The sequence below is a fragment of the Pseudomonas sp. BTN1 genome, from assembly GCF_001907715.1.
In the GTDB taxonomy this organism is placed as follows: domain Bacteria; phylum Pseudomonadota; class Gammaproteobacteria; order Pseudomonadales; family Pseudomonadaceae; genus Aquipseudomonas; species Aquipseudomonas paracarnis.
Window position 1 is genome coordinate 19,852 of the sequence record NZ_MPBM01000077.1, and the last position, 17,671, is coordinate 37,522.

The 17,671-nt window shown below is 60.1% G+C and carries 18 protein-coding genes; 5 read left to right on the forward strand and 13 right to left on the reverse strand.

Annotation, left to right across the window (positions count from 1 at the left end; all coding sequences use genetic code 11):
• Window positions 1-32: 32 nt before the first annotated feature.
• From BMH52_RS27695 to zwf, 3 genes are read right to left on the reverse strand one after another with little or no spacing between them, the layout of a single operon-like run.
• Window positions 33-698: a bifunctional 4-hydroxy-2-oxoglutarate aldolase/2-dehydro-3-deoxy-phosphogluconate aldolase gene (locus tag BMH52_RS27695; RefSeq protein WP_026067364.1), complete on the reverse strand. Its 666-nt coding sequence runs from the start codon at window positions 696-698 to the stop codon at window positions 33-35.
• Window positions 699-715: 17 nt separating this feature from the next.
• Window positions 716-1,429, reverse strand: coding sequence for a 6-phosphogluconolactonase (gene pgl, locus BMH52_RS27700; RefSeq protein WP_034128520.1), 714 nt, complete (start codon window positions 1,427-1,429; stop codon window positions 716-718).
• Window positions 1,416-2,882 carry a glucose-6-phosphate dehydrogenase gene (gene zwf, locus BMH52_RS27705; protein WP_057975130.1) on the reverse strand — a complete coding sequence of 489 codons (1,467 nt, stop codon included), beginning with the start codon at window positions 2,880-2,882 and terminating at the stop codon, window positions 1,416-1,418. Before zwf ends, pgl begins: the two co-directional genes overlap by 14 nt.
• A 220-nt stretch (window positions 2,883-3,102) precedes the next feature.
• Here zwf and BMH52_RS27710 point away from each other — a divergent pair, with 220 nt between their 5' ends.
• The gene (locus BMH52_RS27710; protein WP_169856377.1) at window positions 3,103-3,963 is read left to right on the forward strand and encodes a MurR/RpiR family transcriptional regulator; all 861 of its coding nucleotides are present in this window, start codon (window positions 3,103-3,105) and stop codon (window positions 3,961-3,963) included.
• A 248-nt stretch (window positions 3,964-4,211) separates the two neighbouring features.
• Here BMH52_RS27710 and BMH52_RS27715 read toward each other — a convergent pair whose 3' ends face one another.
• From BMH52_RS27715 to BMH52_RS27760, 10 genes are all read right to left on the reverse strand, one after another.
• On the reverse strand, window positions 4,212-5,057 hold the full coding sequence (locus BMH52_RS27715) for a D-hexose-6-phosphate mutarotase (protein WP_014719664.1): 846 nt from the start codon (window positions 5,055-5,057) through the stop codon (window positions 4,212-4,214).
• Between the two features lie 98 nt (window positions 5,058-5,155).
• Window positions 5,156-6,502 (reverse strand): carbohydrate porin, encoded by a 1,347-nt coding sequence (locus BMH52_RS27720; protein WP_003193760.1) that lies wholly within the window; start codon window positions 6,500-6,502, stop codon window positions 5,156-5,158.
• A gap of 85 nt (window positions 6,503-6,587) precedes the next feature.
• Entirely contained in the window at window positions 6,588-7,748 is a 1,161-nt protein-coding gene (locus BMH52_RS27725) for an ABC transporter ATP-binding protein (RefSeq protein ID WP_072435172.1), read from the reverse strand.
• A 2-nt stretch (window positions 7,749-7,750) separates the two neighbouring features.
• Window positions 7,751-8,596 carry a carbohydrate ABC transporter permease gene (locus BMH52_RS27730; protein WP_003193763.1) on the reverse strand — a complete coding sequence of 282 codons (846 nt, stop codon included), beginning with the start codon at window positions 8,594-8,596 and terminating at the stop codon, window positions 7,751-7,753.
• Window positions 8,589-9,497 carry a carbohydrate ABC transporter permease gene (locus tag BMH52_RS27735; RefSeq protein ID WP_003193765.1) on the reverse strand — a complete coding sequence of 303 codons (909 nt, stop codon included), beginning with the start codon at window positions 9,495-9,497 and terminating at the stop codon, window positions 8,589-8,591. The genes BMH52_RS27730 and BMH52_RS27735 overlap by 8 nt, the downstream gene beginning before the upstream one ends.
• A 167-nt stretch (window positions 9,498-9,664) precedes the next feature.
• Complete coding sequence (locus BMH52_RS27740) at window positions 9,665-10,951, reverse strand: ABC transporter substrate-binding protein (protein WP_003193767.1); 1,287 nt, start codon at window positions 10,949-10,951, stop codon at window positions 9,665-9,667.
• A 104-nt stretch (window positions 10,952-11,055) separates the two neighbouring features.
• Window positions 11,056-12,315: an AGE family epimerase/isomerase gene (locus tag BMH52_RS27745; RefSeq protein WP_073845673.1), complete on the reverse strand. Its 1,260-nt coding sequence runs from the start codon at window positions 12,313-12,315 to the stop codon at window positions 11,056-11,058.
• Window positions 12,316-12,461: 146 nt separating this feature from the next.
• The gene (locus BMH52_RS27750) at window positions 12,462-13,286 is read right to left on the reverse strand and encodes an ATPase (RefSeq protein WP_014719668.1); all 825 of its coding nucleotides are present in this window, start codon (window positions 13,284-13,286) and stop codon (window positions 12,462-12,464) included.
• A gap of 127 nt (window positions 13,287-13,413) precedes the next feature.
• Complete coding sequence (locus BMH52_RS27755; protein WP_032902766.1) at window positions 13,414-14,412, reverse strand: NAD(P)-dependent oxidoreductase; 999 nt, start codon at window positions 14,410-14,412, stop codon at window positions 13,414-13,416.
• A 52-nt stretch (window positions 14,413-14,464) separates the two neighbouring features.
• A complete protein-coding gene (locus tag BMH52_RS27760) occupies window positions 14,465-15,358 on the reverse strand; it encodes a LysR family transcriptional regulator ArgP (RefSeq protein ID WP_003193773.1) in 894 nt (297 codons plus the stop codon).
• 97 nt (window positions 15,359-15,455) lie between these two features.
• On the opposite strand from BMH52_RS27760, the gene BMH52_RS27765 reads away from it, so the two are divergent.
• The 4 genes from BMH52_RS27765 (at window position 15,456) to BMH52_RS27780 (ending at window position 17,575) form a co-directional block, all read left to right on the forward strand.
• Window positions 15,456-15,857: an ACT domain-containing protein gene (locus BMH52_RS27765; RefSeq protein ID WP_014719670.1), complete on the forward strand. Its 402-nt coding sequence runs from the start codon at window positions 15,456-15,458 to the stop codon at window positions 15,855-15,857.
• Between the two features lie 5 nt (window positions 15,858-15,862).
• A complete protein-coding gene (locus BMH52_RS27770; RefSeq protein ID WP_014719671.1) occupies window positions 15,863-16,462 on the forward strand; it encodes a LysE/ArgO family amino acid transporter in 600 nt (199 codons plus the stop codon).
• A gap of 178 nt (window positions 16,463-16,640) precedes the next feature.
• On the forward strand, window positions 16,641-17,237 hold the full coding sequence (locus tag BMH52_RS27775; RefSeq protein ID WP_014719672.1) for a superoxide dismutase: 597 nt from the start codon (window positions 16,641-16,643) through the stop codon (window positions 17,235-17,237).
• Between the two features lie 152 nt (window positions 17,238-17,389).
• Window positions 17,390-17,575 carry a hypothetical protein gene (locus tag BMH52_RS27780; protein WP_073845675.1) on the forward strand — a complete coding sequence of 62 codons (186 nt, stop codon included), beginning with the start codon at window positions 17,390-17,392 and terminating at the stop codon, window positions 17,573-17,575.
• Window positions 17,576-17,671 lie beyond the last annotated feature (96 nt).

A 17,671-nucleotide genomic window follows, 5' to 3' on the forward strand; every position in this document is an offset into this window, starting at 1 on the left:
TAAGCACAGCAACAACGATTCGATAAATCCGTTCAGTCCAGCAGCGCCAGCGCCTGGGCAGTGACTTCCTGGATACGCGCCCAGTCGCCGTTCTTGACCCACTCCGGATCCAGCATCCAGCTGCCCCCCACGCACATCACGTTTTTCAACGCCATGTAGCTCTTGATGTTGGCTGGGCCAACACCGCCAGTCGGGCAGAATTTGACTTCGCCGAACGGGCCACCGAGAGCCTTGATGGCAGCAACACCACCGCTGACTTCAGCCGGGAACAGCTTGAAGCGGCGATAACCCAGGCCGTAGCCTTCCATGATGCCGGAGGCATTGCTGATGCCCGGCAGCAGCGGGATCGGGCTGTGCACCGAGGCTTCCAGCAAGTCACGGGTGATGCCGGGGGTGACGATAAATTGCGAGCCTGCCACTTCTGCCGCTTCGAGCATGTGACGATCGAGCACGGTACCGGCACCCGTGCACAGTTCAGGACGTTGCTCGCGCAAGACCTGAATGGCCTTGAGGCCGAACTCGGAACGCAGGGTCACTTCCAGCGCGGTCAAACCGCCAGCGGCCAGGGCGTCGGCCAACGGCAGGATGTCCTGCTCGCGGGCGATGGTGATCACCGGCAGGATCCGCGCCTTGGCGCAGAGGCTGTCGATCAAGGCAACTTTATCCGCCATGGACACGGTCGGTTGAGGGCTTTTCATAGCGGCTGATCCTTGGCTCATGGGCACCAGTAAATCTCTAGAGTAGGTTGCAAAAACGCGCGAATCGGCATGGCAGCAACATCGTCGCTGGCCAGGGCGGCGCTCAAGGTAGTCAATTTCGAACTGCCGGAAATCGACAGCACGGTGTAGCTGGCCGTGGCCAGCAGCGCACGACTCATGGTCAGGCGCTGGTGCGGCACAGTGGGCGCCAGCATCGGCCAGCAACGGCGGGTACCGTCGGCCTTAAGCGCTTCGCTCAGGTTAGGGCTGTTGGGGAACAGCGATGCGGTGTGGCCGTCATCGCCCATGCCCAGCACCAGCACATCAATGGCTGGCAACTCGCCCAGCAGGCGATCGGCCTGCTCGGCAGCGTCTTCAAGATTGGCAGCGGGGCTGTACAGGCTCAAGAACTTCGCCTTGGCCGCCGGACCTTGCAGCAAGTGTTGCTTCAACAGGCCAGCATTGCTGTCGGCATGTTCGACCGGCACCCAGCGTTCATCGGCAAGGGTGATGGTGACCTTGGACCAGTCCAGGCCCTGCTTGGCCAGGTTCTGGAAAAACGCCACGGGGCTGCGGCCACCGGACACCACCAACGTCGCCTCGCCACGGGCACTGATGGCCGAGCGCAGTTGTTCAGCCACGTCATTGGCCAGGCCATCGGCCAGCAGCGCAGGCGTACGGTACTCATGGGCAGTGACGCCCTGAGGCAGTTTCAATTCAGATATCGCCATACCACGACCTCCCATCCCGCGTGATCAGTGCAATGGAGCTCATCGGCCCCCAGGACCCCGCCGCATACGGCTTGGGCGCATCACCGGATTTTTTCCAGCCGGCGATCAACTGGTCACACCACTTCCACGCGGCTTCGATTTCATCTTTGCGAACAAACAGGTTCTGATTGCCGCGCATCACTTCCAGCAACAATCGCTCGTAGGCATCGGGGATGCGTGCGCTGCGATAGGTGTCGGAAAAATTCAATTGCAGTGGTCCGCTGCGCAGTTGCATGCCTTTGTCCAGGCCCTGCTCCTTGGTCATCACACGCAGGGAAATACCTTCGTCCGGCTGCAGGCGGATGATCAGCTTGTTGCTGATCTGCAGACGCTGCTCCGGGGCGAAGATGTAGTGGGACGGTTCCTTGAAGTGAATGACAATCTGCGACAGTTTTTGCGGCATACGCTTGCCGGTACGCAGGTAGAACGGCACGCCGGCCCAGCGCCAGTTACGGATATCGGCACGCAGGGCAACGAACGTCTCGGTGTCGCTCTGGGTGTTGGAGTTGTCTTCTTCCAGGTAACCCGGCACGGCTTTACCAGCGCTGTAGCCGGCGATGTACTGGCCACGGACTACCTGAGTGGTCAGGCCCTCGGGGCTGATCGGCGCCAGCGCCTTGAGCACCTTGACCTTCTCGTCGCGGATGCTGTCGGCGGACAGGTCGGCAGGCGGGTCCATGGCAATCAGGCAAAGCAGTTGCAACAAGTGATTCTGGATCATGTCGCGCAGCTGGCCAGCCTTGTCGAAATAACCCCAACGGCCTTCGATGCCAACCTGCTCGGCCACGGTGATTTCCACGTGGGAGATGTAGTTCTGATTCCACTGGGTTTCGAACAGGCTGTTGGCGAAACGCAGGGCGATCAGGTTTTGCACCGTCTCTTTGCCCAGGTAGTGGTCGATGCGGTAGGTGCGGTTTTCCGGAAAGAACTGCGCCACGGCGTCGTTGACCTTGCGCGACGACTCCAGGTCCGAACCGATGGGTTTTTCCAGCACTACGCGGGTATTTTCCGCCAGGCCGACCTTGGACAGGTTTTCGCAGATCGCGCCGTACACCGCCGCCGGGGTGGCGAAGTAGGCAATCAGGCGTTGCTCGCTGCCGGCTTTTTCGGCCAGGGCGACGTAGTCGTCAGCCTTCATGAAGTCAACATGCACATATGAAAGGCGCGCGAGGAAACGCTGGGCCACGGCCTCGTCGAGTTCCTTGCCGACGTATTTACGCAATTCTTTTTCGATATGGGCCAGGTGTTGCTGCTCGGAGCCGGCTTCACGGGCCAGGGCCAGGATGCGTGTGTCGTCGTGCAGCAACCCGGCGCCATCGAGTTGATAAAGGGCAGGAAATAACTTGCGCAGCGCCAGATCACCCAAGGCGCCAAACAGGGCAAAGGTGCAGGGTTCCACGGTTATCGAAGGCATGATGTTTGTTCTTTTATCAAGTTAAGCTACAAATACCTTTTTTCAAGGCATCACTCAAGGAAAAATGTAGTAATAACCACAACATTTTCCCGAAATACGCATTGCGAGTGGTGGTGTTCAGCTACCCTCAGTAGGATAGGCCACCGCGAAAAGCCACTCATCGATTGGTTACCGCCTTTTTATTTGCATCGTCGCCCGAAGGAAAGACTGAATGGACCGCGTGCGAAATCTTCTGGAACAGATCCGGAACCGCCTCGAAGAATTGAACAAGGCCGAGCGCAAAGTCGCTGAAGTGATCCTGCTCAACCCGCAGCAGGCCACACGCTTCTCGATCGCCGCCCTCGCCCAGGCCGCCTCGGTCAGTGAACCGACGGTCAACCGCTTCTGCCGTTCGTTCGGTGTCAGCGGTTACCCTGAACTCAAATTGCAGTTGGCGCAAAGCCTGGCCAGTGGCGCCGCGTATGTCAGCCGCGCCGTGGAGGCCGATGATAACCCCGAGGCCTACACGCAGAAGATCTTTGGCAGCGCCATTGCCTCCTTGGACAGTGCCTGCCAGGCCCTGGACCCGGCGCTGATCAGCAAGGCCGTGGACTTGTTGATCCAGGCACGGCAGATCCACTTCTTTGGCCTCGGCGCTTCAGCCCCGGTGGCCATGGATGCGTTGCACAAGTTCTTCCGCTTCAACCTGGCAGTGACCGCCCACGCCGACGTGCTGATGCAACGCATGATCGCCTCGGTGGCGCACACCGGTGAGTTGTTCGTGATCATTTCCTACACCGGCCGTACCCGCGAACTGGTGGAAGTGGCGCGTATCGCTCGGGAAAACGGTGCGTCGGTGCTGGGCGTGACCGCCGAAAACTCGCCGCTGGCCAAAGCCAGTACGGTGAGCCTGAACATCCCGCTGCCGGAAGACACGGATATCTACATGCCGATGACTTCTCGGATTATCCAGTTGACGGTGCTGGATGTGCTGGCGACCGGCATGACCTTGCGTCGCGGGGTGGATTTCCAGCCGCATTTGCGCAAGATCAAAGAGAGCTTGAATGACAGCCGGTATCCGGTGGGGGATGAGTTCAACTAAATCCGTGTCAACTGATCGTTCCCACGCTCCGCGTGGGAATGCCTCACTGGACGCTCTGCGTCTGCCTTTAGCGTCGTGACGCGGAGCGTCATAGGCTGCATTTCCACGCGTGGGAACGATCATGAATTCAACTAGCAGGCAGCTCTTCCAGCAGTACCGGCGCTATCGCAGGCAAGCCAGCTCCCACAGGGGAATGCATTCCAAAGGTGGGAGCTGGCTTGCCTGCGATAGCGCCATCAGCCACACCGCTAAACCCCTGCCCTGGCCTGCAAACTCAAATGCGCCCTCTCCCCCGGCGCCAGGCTCGCCGCCGCCATCGCCGCCTCTACGCACACAAACCCCGACGCTTCGTTAAAGCTCACGCCCAACAGCGGCCGGCTCCCCGGGTGCCACACCACCGTGTCGGCGCTGTCGCCGGTATCGATGCACAGTTCACGCTGCCAGGCGTGGTCCTTGAGCTGCAATTCGCCCTCATGCTGGAACACCCGCTGGCATCCGCCATCCACCCGTAATTCACCTTCCTGCTGGCAAACCTGGCGATTGAGCTGGTCATAACCTTGCGCGCCTTCGAGCCCAGACAGCGCTACCTCATCAACGTGACCAATACGCCAGTAAGCGTGCAATGCATGGCTCAACTGGCACGGCAGCTCGTCGTGATGCTCGGTGCTCAGGCGTAGTTCCAGGGTTTCGCCCAAGTGTGCGTGCAAGTCCACCTGCCAGTCGCACAGCTGCAATTGCCAGTGCAGGCGCACGCCGTCATCGTCAGTGCTGCTGTCGAGCAGTTTCCAGTCGATCAAGCGGGCCCAACCGTGGGAAGGCCAGGCATTTTCGCTGGGGTGACGGCCATACCACGGCCAGCACACCGGTACGCCACCACGGATAGCCCCGACTTGCGGCCATTTGGCGGCACACCACAGCCACGGCTTTTGGCCGGTGGGTTGAAAGTGCAGCAATTGCGCACCCTGGCGACTGAACACCGCCTGGCACAGCGGATGGTCGATCACCAATACATCGCGCATCTGAAAGCGCTCCCAGGCGAACACCGGACGCTCGCGCAGGGATTTGAAAAAGCGTTGCAGCGGTTGCTCGTGCATGTGCCCAGGTCCCGAATATCACAGTGCCACGCAAAAAAAAGCGGATAGCCATGGCTACCCGCAAATGCGCACAGAGAGAGGAGCTTATCGCAACAGCGTTAGAACGTAGACTGAATTTTCAGGCCCGCTACCAGCGCGTTGTCGACTTTATCCACGCCGCCAGGCTGGACAACGTACTGCAGGTTCGGACGCACAGTCAGCCAGTTGGTGACGTGGAAACCGTAGTTGAGTTCGACGTTGTACTCAGTCTCACGAATCGGCGTGTACAGCGGATTGTCGTAGTCGCTCACGCCCCTGGCGTCGTTGAGCAGCTCCGAGTTTTTCTTCACATCATTGTTGACATGCAGGCGAGCGACGCCAATGCCGACGTCATCTTTTGGACGCGCGTCGAATGGGCCTTTGTACACGAGCATCAACGACTGGTAGTTGTCGACCAGGTTGGTTTCCTTGTCATGGAAGGTCGCGTTGGCGGCAATGTTCAAACCACGGGAAGCGTCGCCGTTATGGGTGGTGAGTTGCTGTTGCGCAACGAACCAGTAGCCTTTCTTGCTGCTGCGGGTACGGAAGTCGGCGCCGCTGAGGACCGCATCGTTACCGTTGACGTCTTCACGTACATCCGGAGCATCGGCCGCACTTTTATAGAAACCCACACGGTATTCGCCCGGCAGGTTATTAACCTTCGGCGACCAGACCAATTCCACCGGAATCACGGTGCCCTTGGTACCACTGCCGCTGAGTTTGAAGCCGTTGCCGTGCTCCAGCTGCGACGGGTTCTGGTTGTAGGCACCGATTTGCGCATACAGCTCAGGCGTGATGTTGTATTTCACGCGGATAGCGGCCTGGGCGACCGGCCAGTTGTACCAGGTATTGACGTAGTTACCGACCTGGGAGCCGCAGAACGACAGGTTCTGGAAGTCGCAAGGGAAGGTGTTGAAGTCTTCGCCTTCACCGAAGTAACCGAGCTTCACGTCCAGCTTGTTGTCGAACATCTGGTGCTGAATCCAGAACTGGGTCAAACGCACCATGTGGCCACGGCCATACACTTCTTGCGAGGAACTCAAGGTGCCGGCACGCGGGTCGCCAATGCGGTCATTGGAGATGTTCTGGCCATTACGGTTGGTCAACTGGATCTTGGCCTGGGTGTTATCCCAGCCCCACAGTTTTTGCAGGTCCAGTGCCACGCCCAGACCGAACTGGTCGGAGTAACGACCGGTCTTGTCGTCGTTGTAGCCGCCGTGGGCGTTGTAGCCCATCTCGCCCACGTAGTCGGCCTTGATGTCGATACCTTGCTCGATCAGCTTGGTACGCTCGCCGCCCCAATCGCCGGTCATCCACTTGGAATCAGCGCTGAATGCATCGGCCGCCATCGCATTGGCGGACAATACAAGGGCTGCTGCCGCTGACAATTGGCAGATCAGCCGGGTGTTGTTGTGTTGCTTTTTCATCCCTACATCCTCGTCTTTATTGTTATTAAACTGTTTTTATCTAACGCGGGTTACATTTTTTAATTAAAACAATCACTTATCTTGCTTAACGGCCCTTGAACTGGGTCACATTGTCGGCATGCCCCTGTGCCGGCAATGAAGCCACTGTGCCCAACCGCTCACCGGTCTTGGCGTCAAACAGCAATACCTTGGCCGGGTCGAACTGCAAGGTCAGGGTCTCGCCCACTTGCGGTGCCACGTCCGGCGCCAAACGGCAGCAGACCTTGGTGTCGTTGAGCTGCACAAACACCAGGGTGTCCGGGCCGGTCGGCTCGGTGACCTGGACTTCGGCACGAATGCTCGACGAGCCATTACCCTCGCCCGCTGCCAGCACGATCTGCTCCGGGCGCAGGCCCAGGATCACATCGCGGTCTTCCAGCCCGGCGTCATTCATGCCCAACGCCAACTCGCAACGGGCCTGGCCGCTGTCGAGCACCGCCACCAGATCACCGTTCTGGCGTTTTAGGCGCATGGGAACGAAGTTCATCGGTGGTGAACCGATAAAGCTTGCCACAAACAGGTTGGCAGGGTCGTTGTAAATTTCTTTTGGCGTGCCGAATTGCTGGATGATCCCGTCCTTCATCACCGCCACTTTGTCGCCCAGGGTCATCGCTTCGATCTGGTCGTGGGTCACGTAGACGGTGGTGGTTTTCAGACGCTGGTGCATCAGCTTCATTTCGGTACGCATCTCGACGCGCAGCTTGGCGTCGAGGTTGGACAGCGGTTCGTCGAACAGGTAGATCTTCGGCCGGCGCGCCAGGGCACGGCCCATGGCCACGCGCTGTTGCTGGCCACCGGACAACTGGCCCGGCTTGCGGTTGAGCAGGTGTTCGATCTGCAGCAACTTGGCCACGCGCGCCACTTCGGCGTCGATGTCGGCTTGCGGCATCTTGCGGATCTTGAGGCCGAACTCGATGTTCTCGCGCACGCTCATGGTCGGGTACAGCGCGTAGGACTGGAACACCATGGCGATGTCACGGTCCTTGGGGCTCATGCCGCTCACGTCTTGATCACCGATCATGATCGCGCCGCCGGTGATGGTCTCAAGGCCAGCGATGCAGTTCATCAGCGTGGATTTACCACAGCCCGACGGGCCGACCAGGATGAGGAACTCGCCTTCCTTGATCGACAGTTCGATGTTCTTCAAGGTGTCGGGCAGGCCGGCGCCATAGGTCTTGTTTACATTGCGAAGTTCAAGCGTAGCCATGATTACCCCTTGACCGCGCCAGCCGTAAGGCCGCGCACGAAATACTTGCCTGCGATCACATAGACCAGCAGGGTCGGCAGCCCGGCGATCATCGCCGCCGCCATATCCACGTTATATTCCTTGGCCCCGGTACTGGTGTTGACCAGGTTGTTCAGCGCCACCGTGATGGGCTGGGAGTCGCCACTGGAGAACACCACGCCGAACAGGAAGTCGTTCCAGATCTGGGTGAACTGCCAGATCAGGCAGACCATGATGATCGGCGTCGACATCGGCAGGATGATCCGGCGGAAGATGGTGAAGAACCCCGCTCCGTCCAGGCGTGCGGCCTTGATCAGCGCATCCGGGATGCTCACGTAGTAGTTACGGAAGAACAGCGTGGTGAACGCCAGGCCGTAGACCACGTGGATAAACACCAGGCCGGTGGTGGTGCTGGCCAGGCCCATCTTGCCGAGGGTGAACGACGCGGGCAGCAACACGGTCTGGAACGGCAGGAAGCAGCCGAACAGCAACAGGCCAAAGAACAGCTGCGAACCGCGGAAGCGCCAGAACGACAGCACGTAGCCGTTCAAGGCGCCGATAGCGGTAGAGATCAGCACAGCAGGAACGGTGATCTTGATCGAGTTCCAGAAGTAGCCATCCACGGTGGCCCAGGCTTTCACCCAGCCGATGCCGCTGACCACGGTGGGCCAGCTCAGCAGGTTACCGGTGCTGATGTCTTCCGGGGTCTTGAAGCTGGTGAGCAGCATCACCACCAGCGGCACCAGGTACAGCAGCACCGCCAGGATCAGCACCGCGTAGATCGCGATGCGGCTCAGGCTGATGGCAGGTTTGGCGGCGAGACTAGTCATTACGCTTGGTCCTCAGCTCGGAATACAGGTACGGCACGATGATCGCGAGGATCGCACCGAGCATCAGGATTGCACTGGCCGAGCCCATGCCCATCTGGCCGCGACTGAAGGTGAACGAGTACATGAACATCGCCGGCAGGTCGGACGAATAGCCCGGGCCACCTGCGGTCATTGCCGCCACCAGGTCGAAGCTCTTGATCGCAATGTGCGCCAGGATCATCACCGCACTGAAGAACACCGGACGCAGGCTGGGCAGCACCACGCTCCAGTAGATACGCGGCAGGCTCGCGCCGTCGATCTGCGCAGCGCGGATGATCGACTGATCAACACCGCGCAGGCCGGCGAGGAACATCGCCATGATAAAGCCGGAGGCTTGCCACACAGCGGCAATCACCAGGCAGTAGACCACGCGGTCCGGGTCGATCAGCCAATCGAGACGGAAGCCTTCCCAGCCCCAGTCCCGCAGGAGTTTGTCCAGGCCCATGCCCGGGTTGAGCAACCATTTCCAGGCGGTACCGGTGACGATCATGGAGAGCGCCATCGGGTACAGGTAAATGGTGCGGATAAAGCCTTCGCGGCGGATTTTCTGGTCGAGGAAAATCGCCAACAGCACGCCGATCACCAGGGTGATACCGATGAACATGCCGCCGAACACGGCCAGGTTCTTGCTCGCCACCCACCAGCGGTCGTTGTCGAACAGCCGCTGATACTGCGCCAGGCCCGCCCATTTGTAGCTGGGCAGGAAGGTCGAGGTGGTGAACGACAGCACGAACGTCCACAGGATGTAGCCATAAAAGCCCACCAGCACGATGAACATGCTCGGCGCCAGCACCAGTTTAGGGAGCCAGCGCTGCAGCACATCGAATGGCGAGGCCTTGCTGAACACAGCAACAGAACTCATGGGAAAATCCAGTACAGGGAAAAAGGACTACAAGATGAACCGTCTGGTACGCGGCTCGTGTGGGAGCGGGCTTGCTCGCGAATGCAGCGGGTCAGTCACCAAACATGCTGTCTGATACACCGCTTTCGCGAGCAAGCCCGCTCCCACACAAACCCGCTCCACAGCTGTTACTTGGCCGACTTGATCGCCGCGCCAAGCTTCTTGGCGGTATCGGCCGGGTCGGCTTTCGGGTCGTTGATGAAGTTGGTCACGACATCAAAGAACGCACCCTGTACCGCCAGGGTCGTGGCCATGTTGTGCGCCATGCTTGGCTGCAGGCCGCCAGTCTTGGCGTCGGCCAGGAAGTCTTTGGCGGCGGTCTGGGCGCAGGAATCAAAGCCGTAGGATTCCATCTTGGTCAGCATGTCGTTACGCACAGGGATCGAGCCCTTGTTGATGCTGAACACCTTCTGGAAGTTTTCACCCAGCACGACTTTGGCGATGTCCTGCTGGCCCGCGGCAGTGCCTTTGTCTTTCTGCTTGAACACCGCCAGGGAGTCGATGTTGTAGGTGAAGGCTTTATCAGTGCCCGGGAACGCTACGCACTCATAATCCTTGCCGGCGACTTTCTTGGCCGCAGTCCATTCGGACTTGGCCCAGTCACCCATGATCTGCATGCCGGCCTTGCCGTTGATGACCTTGCCAGCCTCCAGGTTCCAGTCCTGGCCCTTGCCGTCGACGTCCATGTAGGTCGCGACTTTCTTCAGTTCAGTGAGGGCCTTGACCATTTCCGGGCCGGTCAATGCGCCGTTATCCAGGTCGACCAGGGCTTTCTTGTAGCCATCGGCGCCCATCACCGAGAGCACCACCGCTTCGAACACGGTGCTGTCCTGCCAAGGCTGGCCGCCGTGGGCGAGCGCAATGAAGCCTGCAGCCTTGAGCTTGTCGCCCGCTGCATAGAATTCTTCGAGGGTGGTTGGGTTCTTGGTGATGCCGGCTTTCTTGAAGACTTCCGGGTTGATCCACAGCCAGTTCACGCGGTGGATATTCACCGGCACTGCCACGTAGTCACCGTCGTATTTCACGGTGTCGGAGACTTTCTTGTCGAGCAGCGAATCCCATTTTTCTTCTTTGGCGACGTCTTTGAGCACGTCGGTGTCGAGCAGGCCAGTCGACGCCCATTCCTGGATGTCGGGGCCTTTGATCTGGGCAACGCCTGGCGGGTTACCAGCAACCGCGCGGCTTTTGAGCACGGTCATGGCAGTGGCGCCACCGCCGCCTGCTACAGCACCGTCTTTCCAGGTAAAGCCGTCTTTCTCAACTTGGGCCTTCAGGACATCCACAGCCGCTTTTTCACCGCCCGAGGTCCACCAATGCACCACTTCCACCGTACCTTTGGAGTCGGCGGCAAATGCACTGAGGGGGAACAACGAGGCAATGGAAATAGCGACGGCGAGGCGATTAATCGCGTTCATCTGAGTACCTTTTCTTGTTGTTATGCATGCAAGTCTAGAGCTTGCGCTGCACGGAGTTTAAACATGGATTTTCAGGGCGCAGGTAACAAAGGGACGCACAAATGTCACCACTTGGTGACATAGCATCCGCCGCCCAATGCACTGGCCAAGCTGGGTGCCAAGGGCAGTGCAGGCAGCACTACCGCTTGCCAGGCATGGTACAGGTCAGGTTTACCGCCCCAGATATTACTGCTGGGTTGGTTGTGCGGGCTGAGTTCGTGGTGCCAACTGCCCTGGAGCCGGTCGATGAAGTGGGTTTCGCAAAACTCCCAGAAACGTCGGTACCAGGTTTCGTAATGCAGCTCACCGGTACGTTTGAGCAGCGCCTGAGCAGCGGCGCTGGCTTCGGCATGGGTCCAGTGCAGGCGCTCGCGTACCACCGGGCGCAGGTTCCAATCCAAAGTGTAGACAAGGCCCGGCGCACCATCCACCGCCCAGGCGTACTCGCAGGCACTGGCGAACAGGCCTTTGGCGTCGCTCACCAGCCAGTCCGGCGCGGCCAACTTGGCCTCAAGGCGCGCAGCTTCCAGGTGCAGCAGCAACCGCGCCCATTCAAAACCATGGCCTGGGGTGATGCCGTAAGGGCGAAAGCCATCGGCGGGGTTGTCTTGGTTGTAACCGAGCAACGGCTTCCACTGCGCGTCGAAATGTTCGATCACCATAAACTGGTTGTCGGCGGCGTGGGTGTGGATCACCCGCTCGACGATACGCAGCGCACGGTCCAGCCAGCGTGTATCACCGCTGACATCGGCCAACGCCAGGAAGGCTTCGGTGGCGTGCATGTTGCTGTTGGCGCCACGGTAGGCTTCGACGCCGCTCCAGTCTCGGGCAAAGGATTCGAGCATGACGCCCTCCTCTTCGCTCCAGAAGAACTGGTCGATGATATGGACGGCGTCGTTCATTAATGTGCGCGCACCCGGCGCGCCGGCCACTACGGCAGAGCTGGCGGCAAGGGCCACGAAGGCGTGCAGGTAGGCGGCCTTGCCGGTGTTGCCATCAGCCGCCTGGGGCGCGGCGAACCAGCCACCGTGCTCACTGTCACGCAGCGGGCCGCTGAGCGCTGCCACACCGTGCGCCACCAGCTCGGCATAACCCGGCAACCCCATGGCATGGGCCATGGCAAAGCTGTGTGTCATGCGCGCGGTGTTCATGGTTTCGGCGCGGGCAGTGGCCGGCAACTGGCCTTTATCGTCGAGGTTGCCGAAACCGTCCGGCAGGCGCGATGCCTTGGCGAACGCCAACAGGCGCTGGCCTTCTGCGGCGAGCCAAGCGTGATGGGCAGGTGCATTCAGCCAACTGCTGGCAGGCAGTGGATGGGTGGTCATGGGTGGCCCTTATTGTTTTTTGGGATGACCGGAGTCTAAACAAGGGCGCGGGATGGGCAAGTAACGAAGGGGAGAAGAAATGTCACCGAGCGGTGACAATCCATGTAGGAGCGAGCTGTTCGCTCCTACAGAGGACGATTTCGCGTTCATTGACCCAGTGGTGTGGCCGCAGCAGGCGCATTGAGACGCTGATTCAAGTTCTGCACCTGGCTCTGCAAGGTGGTGATATTGCGCGTGGTCTGGATGCGGAACACGTCGAATTCCTTGTTGGTCGGCGCGTCGATATTGGCCGGCTGGTTTTCCTGAGCGCTCTTGAGCACCAGCAAGTCCTGCTCGAGACGGGCGATGGCCGCGCTAGGGTTGCCTTGTTTCTTCAAGGCCGCCACATCGGTGGCCAGACCCTTGGTCTCGGCCTGTGCTGCCGTGAGGCTGGCGACAGCGTCAGTAAGGGCCTGCACCTGGCCTTGCAGCTTGGTATTGGCCGCTGTCAGTTCGGCGGTGCTGGCACTCATCTGGGCCAGGCGGCTGTCCAGTTCAGTGGCTTGACCCGCGACGCCCAACTGTTGCTTGCCCTGTTCCTGCAACTGGGCTTCCAGTTGCTTGATCTGCAGCTTCAACGCTTCGCTGCCGTTGTTCACATTGGCTTCGCTGGCCACGACCTTGCCGGAAATCGCCTGCAGGCGCCCCGCCGCTTCCTCGCTGATGCGGGCAAAGCTTTCCTGGGTGGCAACCAACTGCTGGCCCATCAGGGAGATCTGCTGGAAGCTCCACCAGGCCAGGCCTGCAAAGGCAATCAACAGCGCGCCGACCAGTGCCCACAACGGGCCAGTGCTGGCGCTCTTGACCTTGACCACAGGCGTCGTTCGCGAACGCACCGACGTCGCAGGGGTCGGCACGAAATCATCGTCATCCCCAAGGTCGGCCCGCAGGCTGGGAACGTTGTCGAAGTCGTCTTTAGCATCGTTACGCATGAATCTACCCTGAATCAATGAGATGGCTGGCTGCAAAGCCGAGCGGCAGGAGTATAAACCGCACTCCCGGCGCATGGATCGACTCGGAACCTGGAATTGGGTTCCCGAAGTGTTGCTGCTTATGAGCTTATTGGCGGCCCGGGTCCTGGGCTTTCCACCAGCTGCAGAACTCGTCGAGCGCGGCCCACAGGCTGACTTTGGGCTCGTAGTCGAGATAATGCCTGGCGCGGCTGATGTCGAGGGTGAAATCTTTGTTCATCACCTGCATGCCCAGGCGCGACAACGCCGGCTCCGGCCGCCCCGGCCACATCGCGCAGAAGGCTTCATTCAGGGCCGCCACGCTGTAGGCCGCACCGTAGGAGCGGTAACGGGTCACCTGGGGCAGCTCCATTTGCCGCATCACGTAGTTCACCACATCCCAGATCGGCACCGGTGCGCCGTTGCTGATGTTGTAGGCTTTTCCCAGGGCCGAGCCAGTGGCGAGCAAACTGCTGAGCAGCGCCTCGTTAAGGTTATGCACGCTGGTGAAGTCGACTTTGTTCAAGCCGTCGCCGACGATCGCCAGGCGGTTCTTGCGCTGCATTTTCAGCAGGCGCGGGAAGATGCTCATATCGCCGGCCCCGGTAACAAACCGTGGGCGCAGGGCTATCACTTCCAGGCCGAACTCTTGGGCGCCAAAGACCTTCTGCTCAGCCAGGTATTTGGTGGCGGCATAGGGATGCTTGAAACGCTTGGGCACTTGTTCTTCGGTGAGCCCCAGATGGTCGCGACCGTCAAAGTAGATCGACGGCGACGACAGGTGCACTAGGCGCCCGACGCGCTGTTTCAGGCAGGCTTCGACGACGTTTTCGGTGACCAGCACATTGTTCTGGTGGAAGTCCTGGTACTTGCCCCACAGCCCGACGGCGCCGGCGCAATGCACCACGGCTTCAACATCGCGGCACAGGTCGCGCACCAGGTCGGCATCATTCAAGTCACCTTGGATAAACTCGGCACCGCGCCGTACCAGGTGCTCCACACCCTCGGCGCGCCGCCCGTTGACCCGCACGTCCAGGCCTTGTTCAAGGGCGAAGCGCGCAAAGCGCCCGCCAATGAAGCCGCTTGCGCCGGTGACCAGAATTTTCATGTCGTACTCCGTGTTCTTTCGTTTTTCATCGCTATTGCCTTGACGCGCGCCATCACTCCAACGGCACCAACCAATGACCACACACATCGGCCAGATGGTCGGTCAGCAAGCCCAACAGTTGCCCGCCACTGCGCCAATGATGCCAGTACAGCGGCACATCGATGGGCTTATCTGGCAATAACTCGACCAGCACGCCGGTTTCCAACTGGTCACGCACTTGCAATTCAGGCACCAGGCCCCAGCCCAGGCCGGCTTCTGTCAGGCGGATAAAGCCTTCGGATGACGGGCATAGATGGTGTTCGAAACCACCGTCCACGCCCAGGGACGCCAGGTAGCGGTGCTGCAGGAAATCATCCGGGCCGAACACCAGCGCAGGCGTGCGCGCCAATTGGTCAGCCCGCACGCCCCCAGGAAAATGCCGCGCCAGAAAGGCCGGGCTGGCCAGGGCCCGATAACGCATGGCGCCCAGCAACAGGCTGCGGGCACCGGCCACGGGACGCTCGCTGGCGCAAATGCAGGCCGCCACTTCACCGGCGCGCATGCGCTTGAGGCCCACGGTCTGGTCTTCGACCACCAGGTCCAGCAGCAAATGCTGTTCGGCGCAGAAGTCGCTGACCGCCTCGGCCCACCAAGTGGCGAGGCTGTCGGCATTCAGGGCAATGCGCAGACGCTCGGGCATGCCCTCCTCGTCCAGGGCCGGCACCTGGCTTTGCAGGTCACGCTCCAGCAAGCGCACCTGTTGCACATGGTTGAGCAAGCGCCGGCCGATATCGGTGGGCGTCGGCGGCGAGGCGCGTATCAACACCGGCTGGCCAATACGCGCTTCCAATAGCTTGATGCGTTGAGAGATGGCTGACTGCGACAGCCCCAGCACCTGGGCACCGCGCTCAAAGCCGGCTTGTTCCACCACCGCCGCCAGGGCAGAAAGCAATTTATAGTCGAACATCAGTTTCTCTAATGAGCGATCAGCAATATTGGTTTTTCTTATACAGGCTCTCCCGTGAAAATGACCAGCATTGCTTCCCCACTTAAGGAAACCTCACATGGCTGGCGAAACCGCCCTGACCACTTTATTGCGCAGCATGAGCCCGCAGTTGAATGACGGCGACTATGTGTTCTGCACCCTTCCCGACAACCGTATCCCTGCGGGCTGCGAGGTCATCGGCAGTTTTCGTGAACAGGAAGGGCTGACGGTGATTGTCGAACGACAACAGGCCGAACAGGCTGGGTTGAGCTTCGACTATCTCGCCGCCTGGATCACCCTGAATGTGCATTCCGCCCTTGAAGCCGTGGGCCTGACCGCCGCCTTCGCCAGCGCGCTGGGCCAAGCCGGTATCAGTTGCAACGTGATCGCCGGCTACTACCACGACCACCTGTTCGTCGGCCGCGCCGATGCCCAGCGGGCCATGGACGTATTACGGCAATTGGCAGCGAACGCGGAGTAAACCCTATGTGGCAAAGCTATGTGAACGGATTGCTGGTCGCCCTCGGCCTGATCATGGCGATCGGCACCCAAAATGCCTTTGTATTGGCACAAAGCCTGCGCCGCGAACATCATTTGCCGGTGGCGGCGCTGTGCATCGTGTGCGATGCGATTTTAGTAGCCGCCGGGGTATTCGGGCTGGCCACCGTGCTGGCGCAAAGCCCGATACTGCTGGCGGTGGCACGCTGGGGCGGCGCAGCGTTCTTGCTTTGGTACGGCGCATGCGCGCTACGCAGGGCCTGCTCGAAACAGAGCCTGGACCAAAGCGACAGCCTCAAGACACGCTCAATGCGCGCCGTGCTGCTGAGCGCCTTGGCAGTCACCTTGCTCAACCCCCATGTCTACCTGGACACCGTCCTGCTGATCGGTTCCCTGGGCGCGCAACAAACCGAACCGGGTGCTTATGTAGCCGGAGCAGCCAGTGCCTCGTTCCTGTGGTTCTCCACCCTGGCGCTGGGCGCGGCATGGCTGGCACCCTGGTTGGCACGTCCGGCCACCTGGCGCCTGCTGGACCTGCTGGTCGCAGTAATGATGTTCTGGGTGGCCTATCAACTGATCAGCGCCTGAGCAATATTCCAAAACGCTCTGGAACCTCTATCCCACACAGTTGTTGCGTGGTTATGCCGCACCCCCGGTGCTATGATCGGACCCCTGCGCCGCAAAGAGTACAAACTCCCCGGCGCATGTTTGGCCGCCCGTGATCGGCCTTGCGCTCACCGCAACTGACCTGATTAGGAGAATCATCATGGCTTTCGAATTGCCGCCGCTGCCCTACGCACACGATGCCCTGCAGCCGCACATCTCCAAGGAAACCTTGGAGTACCACCACGACAAGCACCACAACACCTATGTCGTGAACCTGAACAACCTGGTGCCTGGCACCGAGTTCGAAGGCAAGACCCTGGAAGAGATCGTCAAGTCTTCCTCGGGCGGTATCTTCAACAACGCCGCTCAGGTCTGGAACCACACCTTCTACTGGAACTGCCTGGCGCCAAACGCCGGCGGTCAACCAACCGGCGCGCTGGCTGAAGCCATCAACGCTGCGTTCGGTTCGTTCGACAAGTTCAAAGAAGAGTTCACCAAGACTTCGGTTGGCACCTTCGGTTCCGGTTGGGGCTGGCTGGTGAAAAAGGCTGACGGTTCCCTGGCCCTGGCCAGCACCATCGGCGCCGGCAACCCGCTGACCAACGGCGACACCCCGCTGCTGACCTGCGACGTGTGGGAACACGCCTACTACATCGACTACCGCAACGTGCGTCCAAAGTATGTGGAAGCGTTCTGGAACCTGGTCAACTGGAAGTTCGTGGCTGAGCAGTTCGAAGGCAAGGCCTTCACTGCCTAAGCGATGCTTGCAGTAGGAAAAGCCCGGCGATTGCCGGGCTTTTTTTTGGGCGACGAGTGTGGATCGGCCGAAAAAATGGAACTCATTGAGACGAACCGGCCACGTAGTCGAAGAGAGGAATACACCTCTCGTCCAACGCAGGAGAGTCAACTATGGAACCAGTTTCGATGATGGCCGCCGGCGCCGCCGCCTCGGTGGCACTGCCCATTGCAGGAAAAGCGGCCGAGATGGGAATGGATCTACTCAAGGACGTGATGGACCGTGTCACGGACGGAGCCCAAGGCGGCCAACTGGGCGCGGATCCACAGTCATCTGCCCCACCACAGATTAATTTTTAATCAAACAACCACTTGCCCCCGCAAGGCAACATTCACGGCGGATTCCATCCGCCGTTTTCCTGCCCACCGTCGCTGCAAAGCGCCACCCCCCTTCCC

Bases quoted from the DNA above. Each gene is read 5' to 3' on its own strand.
- BMH52_RS27695 (WP_026067364.1), bottom strand. From the start codon at position 698: ATGAAAAGCCCTCAACCGACCGTGTCCATGGCGGATAAAGTTGCCTTG.
- pgl (WP_034128520.1), bottom strand. From the start codon at position 1,429: ATGGCGATATCTGAATTGAAACTGCCTCAGGGCGTCACTGCCCATGAG.
- zwf (WP_057975130.1), bottom strand. From the start codon at position 2,882: ATGCCTTCGATAACCGTGGAACCCTGCACCTTTGCCCTGTTTGGCGCC.
- BMH52_RS27715 (WP_014719664.1), bottom strand. From the start codon at position 5,057: ATGCACGAGCAACCGCTGCAACGCTTTTTCAAATCCCTGCGCGAGCGT.
- BMH52_RS27720 (WP_003193760.1), bottom strand. From the start codon at position 6,502: ATGAAAAAGCAACACAACAACACCCGGCTGATCTGCCAATTGTCAGCG.
- BMH52_RS27725 (WP_072435172.1), bottom strand. From the start codon at position 7,748: ATGGCTACGCTTGAACTTCGCAATGTAAACAAGACCTATGGCGCCGGC.
- BMH52_RS27730 (WP_003193763.1), bottom strand. From the start codon at position 8,596: ATGACTAGTCTCGCCGCCAAACCTGCCATCAGCCTGAGCCGCATCGCG.
- BMH52_RS27735 (WP_003193765.1), bottom strand. From the start codon at position 9,497: ATGAGTTCTGTTGCTGTGTTCAGCAAGGCCTCGCCATTCGATGTGCTG.
- BMH52_RS27740 (WP_003193767.1), bottom strand. From the start codon at position 10,951: ATGAACGCGATTAATCGCCTCGCCGTCGCTATTTCCATTGCCTCGTTG.
- BMH52_RS27745 (WP_073845673.1), bottom strand. From the start codon at position 12,315: ATGACCACCCATCCACTGCCTGCCAGCAGTTGGCTGAATGCACCTGCC.
- BMH52_RS27750 (WP_014719668.1), bottom strand. From the start codon at position 13,286: ATGCGTAACGATGCTAAAGACGACTTCGACAACGTTCCCAGCCTGCGG.
- BMH52_RS27755 (WP_032902766.1), bottom strand. From the start codon at position 14,412: ATGAAAATTCTGGTCACCGGCGCAAGCGGCTTCATTGGCGGGCGCTTT.
- BMH52_RS27760 (WP_003193773.1), bottom strand. From the start codon at position 15,358: ATGTTCGACTATAAATTGCTTTCTGCCCTGGCGGCGGTGGTGGAACAA.
- BMH52_RS27765 (WP_014719670.1), top strand. From the start codon at position 15,456: ATGGCTGGCGAAACCGCCCTGACCACTTTATTGCGCAGCATGAGCCCG.
- BMH52_RS27770 (WP_014719671.1), top strand. From the start codon at position 15,863: ATGTGGCAAAGCTATGTGAACGGATTGCTGGTCGCCCTCGGCCTGATC.
- BMH52_RS27775 (WP_014719672.1), top strand. From the start codon at position 16,641: ATGGCTTTCGAATTGCCGCCGCTGCCCTACGCACACGATGCCCTGCAG.
- BMH52_RS27780 (WP_073845675.1), top strand. From the start codon at position 17,390: ATGGAACCAGTTTCGATGATGGCCGCCGGCGCCGCCGCCTCGGTGGCA.